The sequence below is a fragment of the Streptomyces sp. 150FB genome (assembly GCF_000818195.1).
GTDB lineage: Bacteria > Actinomycetota > Actinomycetes > Streptomycetales > Streptomycetaceae > Streptomyces.
Window position 1 is genome coordinate 430,186 of the sequence record NZ_JTHL01000001.1, and the last position, 12,260, is coordinate 442,445.

At 69.7% G+C, this 12,260-nt stretch carries 12 protein-coding genes and 1 pseudogene; 4 read left to right on the top strand and 9 right to left on the bottom strand.

Translation table 11 applies throughout. From position 1 onward, the window contains the following. On the top strand, window positions 1-625 hold a 625-nt coding region (locus QR77_RS01705; protein WP_347359762.1), incomplete at its 5' end, for a flavin reductase family protein. Further along, entirely contained in the window at window positions 622-1,452 is an 831-nt protein-coding gene (locus QR77_RS01710; protein ID WP_040019333.1) for a DUF1684 domain-containing protein, read from the top strand. The genes QR77_RS01705 and QR77_RS01710, both read left to right, overlap by 4 nt. A gap of 120 nt (window positions 1,453-1,572) precedes the next feature. Here the strand turns inward: QR77_RS01710 and QR77_RS01715 are convergent, their stop codons facing one another. The 8 genes from QR77_RS01715 to QR77_RS01750 form a co-directional block, all read right to left on the bottom strand. Beyond that, entirely contained in the window at window positions 1,573-2,904 is a 1,332-nt protein-coding gene (locus QR77_RS01715; RefSeq protein WP_040019334.1) for an LLM class flavin-dependent oxidoreductase, read from the bottom strand. Continuing rightward, entirely contained in the window at window positions 2,901-3,653 is a 753-nt protein-coding gene (locus QR77_RS01720; protein WP_040019335.1) for an ABC transporter ATP-binding protein, read from the bottom strand. Before QR77_RS01720 ends, QR77_RS01715 begins: the two co-directional genes overlap by 4 nt. Beyond that, entirely contained in the window at window positions 3,629-4,579 is a 951-nt protein-coding gene (locus QR77_RS01725) for an ABC transporter permease (protein WP_078876426.1), read from the bottom strand. The genes QR77_RS01720 and QR77_RS01725 overlap by 25 nt, the downstream gene beginning before the upstream one ends. After that, entirely contained in the window at window positions 4,576-5,637 is a 1,062-nt protein-coding gene (locus QR77_RS01730; protein WP_040019336.1) for an ABC transporter substrate-binding protein, read from the bottom strand. The genes QR77_RS01725 and QR77_RS01730 overlap by 4 nt, the downstream gene beginning before the upstream one ends. Before the next feature lie 283 nt (window positions 5,638-5,920). Then, window positions 5,921-6,757 carry a carbohydrate ABC transporter permease gene (locus QR77_RS01735; protein WP_040019337.1) on the bottom strand — a complete coding sequence of 279 codons (837 nt, stop codon included), beginning with the start codon at window positions 6,755-6,757 and terminating at the stop codon, window positions 5,921-5,923. After that, a complete protein-coding gene (locus QR77_RS01740; protein ID WP_040027097.1) occupies window positions 6,757-7,659 on the bottom strand; it encodes a sugar ABC transporter permease in 903 nt (300 codons plus the stop codon). The genes QR77_RS01735 and QR77_RS01740 overlap by 1 nt, the downstream gene beginning before the upstream one ends. A gap of 14 nt (window positions 7,660-7,673) precedes the next feature. Next, a complete protein-coding gene (locus QR77_RS01745; protein WP_078876427.1) occupies window positions 7,674-8,942 on the bottom strand; it encodes a sugar ABC transporter substrate-binding protein in 1,269 nt (422 codons plus the stop codon). A 214-nt stretch (window positions 8,943-9,156) separates the two neighbouring features. After that, window positions 9,157-9,810 (bottom strand): CGNR zinc finger domain-containing protein, encoded by a 654-nt coding sequence (locus tag QR77_RS01750; RefSeq protein WP_040019338.1) that lies wholly within the window; start codon window positions 9,808-9,810, stop codon window positions 9,157-9,159. Between the two features lie 123 nt (window positions 9,811-9,933). Here QR77_RS01750 and QR77_RS01755 point away from each other — a divergent pair, with 123 nt between their 5' ends. Both QR77_RS01755 and QR77_RS01760 read left to right on the top strand, forming a co-directional pair. Next, window positions 9,934-10,542 carry a carboxymuconolactone decarboxylase family protein gene (locus tag QR77_RS01755; protein ID WP_201778782.1) on the top strand — a complete coding sequence of 203 codons (609 nt, stop codon included), beginning with the start codon at window positions 9,934-9,936 and terminating at the stop codon, window positions 10,540-10,542. 82 nt (window positions 10,543-10,624) lie between these two features. After that, window positions 10,625-11,518: an alpha/beta hydrolase gene (locus QR77_RS01760; protein WP_078876428.1), complete on the top strand. Its 894-nt coding sequence runs from the start codon at window positions 10,625-10,627 to the stop codon at window positions 11,516-11,518. Here the strand turns inward: QR77_RS01760 and QR77_RS01765 are convergent. Continuing rightward, window positions 11,420-12,260 (bottom strand): annotated as a pseudogene (locus QR77_RS01765) (sulfatase); the annotation flags it as partial. The gene QR77_RS01760 and the pseudogene QR77_RS01765 overlap by 99 nt on opposite strands.

The window sequence follows — 12,260 nt, forward strand, 5'->3', positions numbered from 1 at the left end:
CGGTCCCCCGCAGCCGGTGGCGCCGCCGCCCGACGAGGGGGGCGGCGAGCCCGCGGGCGCGCCGGACGCCTCCGACGCACCGGACTCCACCGGAGCCCTCGACTCCACCGAACTGCGGCGCGTCTTCGGGGCGTTCCCGTCCGGAGTCACCGCGGTCGCCGCGCTCGTGGACGGGGTTCCGGCCGGTCTCGCGGCCAGTTCGTTCACCTCGGTGTCCCTCGACCCGCCGCTGGTGTCGGTGTGCGTGGCGCACAACTCGACCACCTGGCCGCTGCTGCGCGACCGGGCCCGGCTCGGCGTCAGTGTGCTCGGCGCACACCAGGAGCGCGCCTGCCGGCAGCTCGCGGCACGCGGCACCGACCGGTTCGCCGGCCTCGGCTGGCGCGCCACCCCCGACGGGGCGGTACTGATCGACGACGCGAGCGCGTGGTTCGACTGCACCGTCGAGAACCACATCAGGGCCGGCGACCACGACATCGTGCTGCTCCGGGTCCATGAGCTGGACGCCGACCACGCGGTGGCGCCGCTCGTCTTCCACACCGGCAGGTTCCGCCGGCTCGAATCCGCCCAGGCCGTCACGGAACCGTCCGGCCGGCTCCCCGGGAAAGTGAAGGAATCGACATGACGGTCCAGGATCAGGACACCGGCCTCAGCGAGTTCGTCCAGCAGTGGGAGCAGTGGCGCGACGACCACGAACAGGCGCTGCTGGATCCGCACGGCTTTCTGGCCGTCACCAGCCTCCGCTGGCTGGACGAGGAGCCGACCCGCTTCCCCGACGCGCCCGGAGCCTGGTCCACCGGGGAGGAGGGCGTGGTGGTCGAACTGGACGACGGCGAGGAGCTGACCGTCGACGGCGTCCCCGTACGGGGCAGGTACGGCTTCGGGGTCATCGCCGAGCGCGCGGGGGTCAACGCCGTGGCGGGCGACGCGGTGATCGAGGTGGCCAAGCGCGGCGGGTACGACATCGTGCGCCCCCGGCACCCGGAGAACGCGCTGCGTACCGGACACACCCGCACCCCGGCGTTCCCGCCCGACCGGCGCTGGGTGCGCGAGGGGCGCTATCTGCCGTTCGAGAAGCCGCGCGCGGTGACCGTGGGGGCGGCCGTCGAGGGGCTTCAGCATGTCTACGACGCCCCGGGCGAGATCGAGTTCGAGATCGACGGCGGCACCCACCGGCTGACCGCGTTCAACGGCCGGAGCCCCGGGAGCCTCCAGGTGCTGTTCACCGACGCCACCTCGGGTGTGAGCACGTACGCGGCGAACCGCACGCTCTCGGTCGGCGCTCCCGGCGAACAGGGCGCGGTGGTCCTCGACTTCAACCGGGCGTCGAACCTGCCCTGCGCGTACACCGATCTGGCGACGTGCCCGCTGCCGCCGGCCGAGAACAGGCTGCCCGTCGCTGTCGAGGCCGGGGAGAAGATCCCGCACGAGCGGCTCGGCGACGGTCACTGACACCGGTCCGTTCTCCCGGCGGACGCTCCCGGGAGACACCGCAGCCGGTGCCGGCGGGGCCGACCGAGGTCGCCCGCCCGCACCGGCTCCGGTTTTTCCGGTGTCTCCGGTTCCTCGCGCTCAGTCGCGCGCGTACTGGCTGTCCGGCCGCGACAGGCCGTAGTGGTCGCGCAGTGTCGTTCCGCTGTATTCGGTGCGGAAGAGTCCGCGCTCCCGCAGGATCGGCACCACCTGCTCGGCGAAGAGGTCGAAGCCGCCGCTCAGCCACGGCGGCATGACGTTGAACCCGTCGGCGGCGCCGTGCTCGAACCACTCCTGGATCTGGTCGGCGACCTGCTCGGGGGTGCCGGCGATGACCCGGTGGCCGCGCGCACCCGCGAGCCGGTGCAGGAGCTGCCGTACGGTGGGCTGCTCGCGGTCGATGATGTCCAGGACCACCTGGAAACGGCTTCCGTTGCCCCGCTCGCCGCCCGTCTCGATGAGCGAGCGCGGCACGGGCCCGTCGAGTTCCTCCTCCGTCAGCCGGAGGCCTAGCATCCGGTGGAGGAGCCGCAGCGAGTACTCGGGCTGGGTCAGTTCGTTGAACTCGGCGTGCAGGCGCAGCGCTTCGGCCTCCGTCGACCCGATGAAGGGGCTGATGCCGGGCAGCACCAGGATCTTGTCCGGGTCCCGGCCCAGCGCGCCCGCCCGCGCCTTGATGTCCGCGTAGAACTCCTGCCCGTTGGCGAGGGTCTGGTGTGCCGTGAAGACCGCCTCGGCGTACCGCGCGGCGAACGAGCGGCCGTCCTCGGACGATCCCGCCTGGACGTAGACGGGCCGGCCCTGCGGCGTACGGGGCGTGTTGAGCGGCCCACGCACCGAGAGGTGCGGCCCCTCGTGGTCGATGGTGTGGATCCGGTCGGTGTCGGCGTAGACCCCGGTCTTCTGGTCGGCGACGAGTGCGTCGTCCTCCCAACTGTCCCAGAGCTTGGTGACCACATCGAGGAACTCCCGCGCGCGGTCGTAGCGTTCGGCGTGCACGGGGTGCGCGTCGAGGCCGAAGTTCTGGGCGGTCTGCGGCGCGCCGGTGGTGACGATGTTCCAGCCGGCCCGGCCGTGGCTGAGGTGGTCGAGCGAGGCGAACAGCCGGGCCAGGTTGTAGGGCTCGGTGTAGGTGGTGGACGCGGTGCCGATCAGTCCGATCCGCTCGGTGGCCGCGGCGATCGCCGACAGCCAGGTGAACGGTTCGAGCCGGATACGGCTCGCGTAGCGGACGTTGTCGGCGAGCGCGGGCCCGTCGGCGAAGAACACCCCGTCGAACGCGACGGCCTCCGCCTTGCGCGCCAGCTCCTGGTAGAAGCCGATGTCGAGGATTCGCGCCGGGTCCGAGCCGTGGTAACGCCACGCGGCCTCGTGGTGGCCCCCGGGGTAGACGAACAGGTTCAGGTGCAGTTGGCGGCGTTCCTGGGTCATGCGACGTTCTCCTCCTGGGCCGTGAGGTTGACACCGAGCTGGTCGAGCAGCCGTTCGCGCAGCGCCGCGTAGGCGGGGCTGCCGTGGCTGCGGGGTGGGGGCAGCTCGACCCGTACGTCGGCCGCGATCCGGCCCTCGTCGAGGACAACCACACGGTCGGCGAGGACGATCGCCTCGTCGACGTCGTGCGTCACGAGCAGAACGGCCGGCCTGTGCCGGGCGCACAGGCGCCGCAGCAGGCCGTGCATCCGGATCCGGGTCAGCGCGTCGAGGGCGCCGAACGGCTCGTCGGCCAGCAGCAGTCCGGGCTCCCGTACGAGCGAGCGCGCCAGCGAGACCCGCTGCTGCTCGCCGCCGGACAGCTCGACGGGCCAGGCCTTCTCCCGTCCCGCCAGGCCGACTTCGGCGAGCGCGGCCCTGCCACGCTCCTGTGCGTCGGGTCCGCCGAGGCCGAGAACGACATTGTCGTGAACGCGCTTCCAGGGCAGCAGCCTGGCGTCCTGGAACACGACGGACACGGGCTCGGGCGCGCTCAGCGCACCGGATCCGGTGACTTCGTGGTCGAGGCCGGCCAGCGCCCGCAGCAGGGTGCTCTTGCCGGAGCCGCTGCGGCCCAGCAGGGCGACGAACTCCCCGGCGCCGAAGGCCAGATCGAGTCCGTCGAGGACGTTCCTGTCGCCGAAGGAGCGGGTGAGCCCCTCGATCCGTACGGTGTCGGCTGTGGTCAGCCGGCCAGTGTGCGTCGCCATGACAGCGTCCTCCTCTCCACGAATCGCACGAGGGCGTCGGAGAGCAGGCCGAGCAGGCCGTACACCACCAGGCCGACGACGATGATGTCGGTCTGTCCGTAAGTCCTGGCGAGTTCCATCATGTAGCCGATGCCGCTGGTGGCGTTGACCTGTTCGACGACCACCAGGGCCAGCCAGGCCGCGGACACGGCGAACCGCATGCCCACCAGGAACCCGGGCAGCGCACCGGGCAGGACGACATGGCGCAGGAACTGCGTGCGGCTCAGGCGTACGGTCTCGGCCAGCTCCACATAGCGGTTGTCGATGGTGCGCAGTCCGTTGTGCGTGTGGATGTAGACGGGGACGAAGACGGCCAGGGCGATCGTGATGACCTTCATGGACTCGCCGATGCCGAACCACAGGATCAGCAGCGGGATCAGGGCGAGGGACGGGATGTTCCGCTTGATCTGCACGGGACCGTCGATGATGCCTTCGCCGATCCGGTCGAGCCCCGAGACGAGGGCCAGTACCAGACCGCCCACCACGCCGAACAGCAGCCCGAGCGCGGCGCGTTCGGCCGAGGTGGCGAGGTTGGACTGAAGCCTGCCGTCGGCGATCAGGCCACCGGCCGTCGTGACGACGGTCCATGGCGCCGAGAGGTTACGGGCGTCGATGATCCCGGTGGCGGAGCCGGCCGCCCAGATGACGAGCAGCAGGAGCGGGCCGAGCGCCCAGCCGTACGGGACGGGGCGCCCGAGGCCGAGCCGGCGCCGGGGGCCCTGGCGCCGGGCGGAGGAGCGGGCGGACGGGGATTCGGGTACGCCGGGTGCTTTCGCGTCCGGCTTTTCGGCGTTCTGTGCTTTTACGCCGGCGCTCGCCTCCCGCGTTTCCACCCCTTCCTTCTGGGTTTCGGTCAGAGTCAGTTCCTCCCGCGCACCGGCGCTCATGAGCCGGCTCCCGTCGTGGTGATGGCGTCGGCAGCCACCTTCTCGAACCGGCGGTCGAAGAGTGTTTTCGCGTCGAAGGTCTTCTGCCCGGTCTCCTTCGCCAGCAGGTCGACGGTCTTCTGCTGGCGGGCGATCGCCGAGGTCCAGTCCCCCGGAATGTCCGGGTGGCCGGCCTGCTGGACCAGGTATGCGCCGTCCTCCTCGGAGAGCCCCTGGTCCTTCACGTAATAGCCCTCGATCCATTCCTTCGGATGGGTGTCGATCCAGATCTCGGCCCGCGCCCAGTACGTGACGAATTCCTTGATGGCCGCGGCCTTCGCCGGGTCGCTCACCGATTCGGTCGGCACCCACAGGTGGGCCGGGTCGTCCCGGAGGCCGTGCGTCAGCAGCTTGCCGCCGTCCTTGCCGTACTTCGCCGGATAACGCTTGATGTAGACGCCACCGAGCGGGGCCGCGTCGACCTGCCTGCCGCCGAGCGCGGTGGCGTACACGTCGTCGGTGCTGGGCATCTCGACCAGCTTCACGTCCTTCTTGCCGAGACCGGCCTTGGCGAGGATGCGCAGCACCAGCGCCCCCTGGGCCTGTCCCGGGCTGTACGCGATCCGCTTGCCGCGCAGGTCCACCAGGGTGTTGATATGGGCGCCGGGCGCGATGCCGAGCTCGTAGACGGGGTGGTGCAGCGGGTCCTTGCGGAATTCCGCCGCCACCAGTTCGGTGTCGAGCCCGGTCCAGTGGGCCTGGATCGAGGGGATCTCGGCCGCGGAGCAGATGTCGAGGGAGTGGGCCCGGAATGCCTCCGAGCATTTCGGGCCGCCGCTGATGTTCGCCCACTTCACCTTGAACGGAATTTTCGCGAGCTGTCCCGAGAGCCGCAGCGCCACCTCGGTCTCGGGAGTTCCTATGGTGAGTTCGGTGCTCGGGGACACCTCGGCCGGAATTTTGATGTCGGCGAGATTCTTGCCGGCCGGAATGCCCGCGGAGTTGTCCGCGCATCCGGTGAGCAGGGCTGGAGTGATCAGGACAATCGCGCACAGGGCAGCGCGCAGTGCTCTGGACATGGGTGTTTCCCGGGTTCTCTGAGGCCTTCACGGAATACCGGATTCGCGCACCTCGAACGGTGGGCGGTGAAGGTCAGCTACAGAGCGCTGTGGCTACCCGCATCAGATCGATCGCGCGGCGCCTTTTCAACCACTGGGACATGGACATGACCGCGAAGCTAGTGGCGCGGCACCGTACCGAGCAAGGGCCGGAGCGCCTTTGCGGGACACGGCAACGAGCGCTTCGTACGGCTGCCACACGCCCGTCACAGAAGGGCGGCGGACGGGCGGTGCGGGGGCACGGTCAGCCTTCGATGCCGGAGCGTTCCACACCGGCGATGATGTGCCGCTGGAGGACGAGGAACACCACGAGCAGCGGCACCACGGCGACCAGGGCCGCGATGAACAGCTCATGCAGATTGACACTCTGCGCCGTGGTGAACCCGGCGAGCGCGACCTGCACCGTCCAGGCGTCCCTGTCCTGCCCTATGACCAGGGGCCACAGGAAGGAGTTCCAGGAGCCGATGAACACGATCGTGCCCACGGCCGCGAAGACCGGCCGGGTGTTGGGTACGACGACCCGCCAGTACGTCGCCCAGTGGCCGAGCCCGTCCACCCGCGCCGCGTCCTCCAACTCGCGGGGGAAGCCCAGGAAGTACTGGCGGAACAGGAACGCGGCGAACGCCTGGAACAGCATGGGGACGATCAGCCCGCGCAGGGTGGAGATCCAGCCGAGGGACGACACCAGAACGAAGTTGGGCACGAAGGTGACGGCGGCCGGGACCATCAGGGTGCCGAGGATCGCGTAGAAGACCTGGGTGGCGTAGGGGTATTCGATCCGCGCGAGTCCGTAGCCGGCCAGCGAGGCGAGCAGCAGGGTGCCGGCTGTGGTCGCGACGGCGACGACGCCCGAGTTCCACAGCGCGTGCACCATCGGAACGGCCGGGTCGCTGAACAGCTCCTGGAAATTGCCCCATTGGAGAGCCTTGGGGATGAATGACCACCCCGGGGAGGTGATGTCGGCCTCGGTGGCGAGCCCGTTGCGGATGAGCAGGTAGAACGGCACGAGGAAGAGCAGGGCCAGGACGGTGACCACCACGAGGCGCAGCCCATGGGCGGACCGCCGGGACAGGTCGGCCATCATTCCTCCTTGCTGCCGAGCCCGAACCAGCGGGCCTGGACGATGGTCACGACGGCGATCAGCAGTGCGAGGATCACGGCTCCGGCGCTGCCGAGGCCCAGGTTCTGCCCCTGTCCGAGAGCGATGTAGTAGAGGTAGACGAGCGGCGGCCTGGCGTACGGCGGGTAACCGCGCGCGGTGGACAGCAGGTTGTAGAACTCGTCGAAGGCCTGGAAGGCGCCGATCACCAGGAGCAGTACGACGGCGACGGACGTCGCCCGCAACTGCGGGAAGGTGATGTACCGGAAGACCTGCCAGCCCGGCCGTGCGCCGTCGATGGACGCCGCCTCGTACAGCACGCGGGGAATGCGCTGGAGCCCGGCCAGGAAGATCACCATGTAGAAGCCGGCCTGGAGCCAGAGCCGCAGGCTCACGATGACCAGCCAGTACCAGGGCGGGTGGGTGGTCGACAGCCAGGCGACCCCGTCGACGCCGAACCAGCCCAGCACGGTGTTGGCGAGCCCGAACCGTACGCCGTTGAAGACCGACAGCTTCCAGATGACCGAGGCGACGACGTAACTGCACGCGGTCGGGAGGAAGAAGACGGAGCGGAAGAACGCCTGGGCGAAGCGCAGCCGGTTGATCATCAGGGCGAGGGCGAGGGACAGCGCGAAGGTGGCGGGGACGATGAAGAGCGAGAAGACCACGAACACCCCGAGGCTGGAGGTGAAGGCGTGATCGCCCAGCATGGCCGCGTAGTTGTCGAAGCCGACGAAGCGGGTCGGGGTGACCGTGTTGCGGGCGTCGTAGAAGCTGAGCCAGACGCTCCAGATGATCGGCACATAGGTGAACAGGCCGAGTCCGATGGCGAAGGGGCCCACGAACACCCAGAACCACAGGTATCTGTTCTGTGGTCCGAGCAGCCTCCGGAGCGCCCCTACTCCGCGCTTACCCGGGTCAGTTCGGCCTGTGCCGTCGCCACGACCGACTTGACCTGGGCGGCCGGGTCGGCGCCGTCCTTGATGATCCGGCTGAGAGCGTCCTGGTAGGAGGTCGAGCTCTTGGTGGTCCATAGCAGTGGCTGTGCGTGCCCGTGGTCGGTGGTGAATCGCACCGCGTCGGCCGCAGCCCCCTCCTTCAGCTTGTCGGCCTTCTGGGCGAGCGAGATCCTGGCGGGGATGTGGAAGCCGTAGGAGAGGGCGAAGTCCTCCTGGTCGGCGGTCCCTTCGACCCACAGCCACTTGACGAATTCCTTGGACAACGCGACGTGTTTCCCGTGAGCGTTGACCGCCGAGCCGTACGCGCCGACCGGTACCGCCGGGCTCCCTCCCGGCCCGTCAGCGGGGAAGGGCAGCACACCGAAGTCGTCGCCGAGCGCCTTCTGGATCTGCGGCAGCGCCCAGAGCCCGGACCACTGCATGGCGGTGAGGCCCTGGGTGAAGGCCGAGGGGTCGGACCAGTCGGAGGGCGCACCGAGCAGCAGCACCTTCCGCGCGTACAGCTCATGGATCTTGCCGAGTGTCTTCGCCGCCTGCGGGTCGTCGAAGCCGACCCGGCCGTCGTCGGTGACGAGGCTGAGTCCGGCGGCGTACAGCGGGATCCCGCCGAGGACGCCGGCTCCCCCGTCGTTGCCGAGGAAGAGACCCTTGACGTTCCTGGTGGTCAACGCCCTCGCCGCGTCGATGAGTTCGTCGAGCGTCTTGGGTGGCCGGACTCCGGCGTCGGCCAGCAGGCTCTTGCGGTAGTAGAGCATCTGCATGTCGATGACCTGCGGGATGCCGTAGATCTTGCCCTGGTGCGTCTTGGGCGCCAGCACCGCCGGGTTGAAGTCGTCCTTGACGCCTTTGAGGAGATCGGTGAGGTCGGCCGCCTGGCCGCCCAGGATCTGGTCGAGCGTCGGGTCGCCCTCGAAGACGTCGGGGCCGTTCTCGGTGAGAAGGGCGGCGGCCATCTGCTGGTCGTAGTTGCCGGGCCGCCACTGCACGGTGATGTCGGCCTTCGGGAAGGCCTTCGCGTACCGCTGGACGGCCTGTTCGGTGCCGGCCTCGCCGTACTGGTGGTACCACTGCTGGAGCGCCGGTCCGCCGCCCGAGGAATCGCTCCCGGAGCCGGCCCGGCCGGTGTTGGACCCGCAGGCGGCGGCCAGCGCCCCGCCGAGGGCGATGCCCGCACCGCCGGTGATCAGACGCCTCCGACTGACCGACACAATTGGCTCCCTCTCACCACTCGTACGGCCACCGGTCCCGGCCCGCCGTTCCGATCACACGGATCCACCCTTACCCATGTTTGCTGCGGAGGTATGTCAGAAGCATGAACAGGATTATGAAGGGCCGTCATTGACCGTCATTGACGCCTTCCCGCAGGTCGGACGAGTCGGAAGCATGCTCGAACGCGATCGGCCCGGACCGTGCGGAGCAAGCTCAACCGCGTGGCGCCCGGGCCGCGCCGCCGTGGTGGCGGCGGTAGTGGCGGGCCACCCGGGCGCGGTTGCCGCACGCCCTGGTGCACCACTCCCTGCGGGAGTGGTCCTTGATGAAGTACCGGTCGCAGCCGGGTGCCAGGCAGGCGCGCAGCCGGGCGCGCTGGGGACCGGAGAAGAGTTCCGAGGCCTGCCGGGCGAGGGAGGAGACCACGTAATCGCCGTGCGCGGCGCTGGTGTCGAAGGCCCCCGTCGGCTCCCCTCCGGCCGGCCACTCCAGGACGGGCCAGATGCGGGACCGGCCGCTGAGCCGGTTCACCGTTTCGAGCGCGTTCTGCCGTGAGGGCGCGGACGGTGCCACGAACTGCGGCGGCGCCTGGGTGACGTCCGCGGCGAGTGCGCGCAGGGCGTCGCGCAGGGCGCGGAGCCTCCGGACGTCCTGCTCGCCCAGCGCCGTTCCGCCTGACTCCTGACCGCCGTCCGCGGCCGGCGGCAGCCGGGGGCTGATCGCCCCGACCCACCCGGCAGCCCGGGTCTCGTCCCCGACCAGGTCATAGATCTCGACCTCCCGGTCGATGTGGATGGAGTTCATCAACTCGACCGGAAGGGGTTCTCCCAGGAGAGCCTCATGCACGGCCACCTCACGCTGATCCATGCCCACCAGCCTACCAAGGCTAATGCTTGCGTGTCGTGAAAACGTTTGACAGCGGAGACGAGATCTGCCACGATCCTAATCGTTGAACAGCACTCAAGCATTAGCACCCAAGGGTGGGGGCTCATGCGAGCCGAGACCGAAGCGGTCCGCATCGACGGCCGCGTACAGCAGGAGAGGGCGAACGAGATGTCGCGACTTCCGGAGATCGACCCGGCGACCGCCACGGGCAAGGCAGCGGTCCAGTTGGAGGAGACACAGAAGGCAATGGGCTCGGTCCCCAACCTGCTCAAGGTGCTCGTCAACAGCCCCGCAGCCGTGAAGGGCTACCTCGCCATGAACGGCGCGCTGGCGTCCGGCGTACTGTCTTTCCCCGTTCGGGAGCGCATCTCGATCCTCACGGCGGAGCTCAACAACTGCACCTACTGCCTCTCGGCGCACACCTTCAGCGGGGGCAGGTTCGCCAAGCTCAGCGACGCCGAACTGGCCGCCGCCCGCGAGGGAAAGTCGGAGGACCCGCACGTCCAGGCCATCCTGACCCTGACGCGCAGTGTCATAGAAGGCCGTGGCCAGGGCGGCGAGGAGGTCGTCGGGGCGGCCCGCGCCGCGGGTGTCACGGATGCGGAGATCGCCGAGGTCGTGGCCAACGTCTCGCTGAACGTCCTGACCAACTACTTCAACGAGCTGGTCGACACCGAGGTGGACTTCCCCAAGGTCTCCCCGCACAGTCACTGACCCCGCACGCCGTGGCGGGAGAGCACCGCAGGACGGTGATCTCCCGCCACGGCGGCTCAGGAAGGCAGCAGAGAGGAAGCACGTGTCACGTTCCGCGGCGCCCCCGTACAAGAGGGTCGACTTCCCGGGATCGCAAGGAGCCGCGCTGTCCGGGCGGCTGGAGCTGCCGGAGGGCGAACCGCGTGCCGTCGCCCTGTTCGCGCACTGCTTCACCTGCGGCAAGGACACGGTGGCCGCGTCGAGGATCTCCAGGGCGCTCACCGGGCACGGCATCGCGGTCCTGCGTTTCGACTTCACGGGTCTGGGACAGTCCGGTGGGGACTTCGGCAGCACGGACTTCAGCTCGAACGTCGGCGACCTCGTGGCGGCGGCCGAACACCTGGAGGAGGTGATCGGACCTCCGGCCCTTCTCGTCGGGCACTCGCTGGGAGGTGCGGCCGTCCTGGCCGCCGCACAGCGCATTCCCACGACACGGGCCGTCGCCACCGTCGGCGCACCGGCCGATCCGGCCCATGTGAGACGGCTGCTGGGCCAGGGCGTGAACGCCCTCGAAGGGGCCGAAGTGGCGGAAGTGTGTCTCGCGGGCCGCACCTTCCGTATCAGCCGCCGTTTCCTCGACGACATAGAGGCTCAGCCCCAGGCGGAGCGTATCGCCCACCTCGGTGTCCCGCTGCTCGTCATGCACTCCCCCACCGACGACACGGTCGGCATCGACAACGCGCGCCGCATCTTCGACGCGGCGCGCCACCCCAAGAGCTTCGTCGCCCTGGACGGAGCCGACCACCTGCTGACACGGCCCTCCGACGCCCGGTTCGTCGCCGACATCCTCGCCGTCTGGGCGCTCCGCCATGTCGACGCCGGGCGAGCACCGGTACCGTCAGCGCGGGACAGGCCCCGGCGCGGCGAGTTCGGCGCCCAGGGCGCGCAGCACCTGGACGGAGATCCCCGGAGTGGTCGCGGCGAGGTGCCAGGGTGAGCGGTCGCCGACCTGCTCAGCGAAGTCCGGGTTGGCCAGCAGGGGAAGGTGGCGCAGCAGGGCCGCGCGGGCATCGGAGTCCGCCAGGAGATCACGTACCAGGGTCGTCACGCCCGGCGCCTCCCTCGCGAACTCACTCTCGGGAGGCATCGGTTCGGTTGCCGCCACCACAAGGGGGTACTGATCGCGGGCGAGCAGATGCGCGGGGGTCACCGGGCCCTCCCGGGGCAGTCCGAGGCGGTCGAACTGGCTCTCCGGGGCGTCCGAGGACCGCATCAGCTCGGTGAGCAGGCCCGCCATCCGCAGTTCCAACTCGTCGTCGAGCAGGGGGCGGGACTGGCCGGGATCGGTGTCCAGGTCGAACAGCATCGTGCCGAACGCGTACGGGTTGCCCCACGCCGTGCCGGGCAGCCGCAGGACGGGAGCGCCCTTGGTGAAGGGCAGCGGCCGCAGCAGTTCGGCGCCCTCGAACTCCTCGGGGGCGAACCTGCTCGCCATGTGCGTCGGCATCAACGTGTGCTCGTACAGCGGGTCGTTGGACTCCCGCAGCGGCGCGCGCATGTACACGTACCGCCCGTCCGTCACATTGACGTGACCGCCGAAGGACCCGAAGAGGCCCGCCTCGTGGACGGGTGCGTCGCTCGCGATGGCGGAGCGGAGCGGCGCGCCCTGCATCAGGCCGGTGGCCTCCACGTCGAAGTAGTCGAGGAGGGTCGGGCCGAAGTCGATCGTCTGTACGAGG

What these genes read in the sequence shown, in the direction of transcription:
- QR77_RS01710 (WP_040019333.1), top strand. Translation starts at nt 622, where the DNA reads ATGACGGTCCAGGATCAGGACACCGGCCTCAGCGAGTTCGTCCAGCAG.
- QR77_RS01715 (WP_040019334.1), bottom strand. Translation starts at nt 2,904, where the DNA reads ATGACCCAGGAACGCCGCCAACTGCACCTGAACCTGTTCGTCTACCCC.
- QR77_RS01720 (WP_040019335.1), bottom strand. Translation starts at nt 3,653, where the DNA reads ATGGCGACGCACACTGGCCGGCTGACCACAGCCGACACCGTACGGATC.
- QR77_RS01725 (WP_078876426.1), bottom strand. Translation starts at nt 4,579, where the DNA reads ATGAGCGCCGGTGCGCGGGAGGAACTGACTCTGACCGAAACCCAGAAG.
- QR77_RS01730 (WP_040019336.1), bottom strand. Translation starts at nt 5,637, where the DNA reads ATGTCCAGAGCACTGCGCGCTGCCCTGTGCGCGATTGTCCTGATCACT.
- QR77_RS01735 (WP_040019337.1), bottom strand. Translation starts at nt 6,757, where the DNA reads ATGGCCGACCTGTCCCGGCGGTCCGCCCATGGGCTGCGCCTCGTGGTG.
- QR77_RS01750 (WP_040019338.1), bottom strand. Translation starts at nt 9,810, where the DNA reads ATGGATCAGCGTGAGGTGGCCGTGCATGAGGCTCTCCTGGGAGAACCC.
- QR77_RS01755 (WP_201778782.1), top strand. Translation starts at nt 9,934, where the DNA reads ATGCGAGCCGAGACCGAAGCGGTCCGCATCGACGGCCGCGTACAGCAG.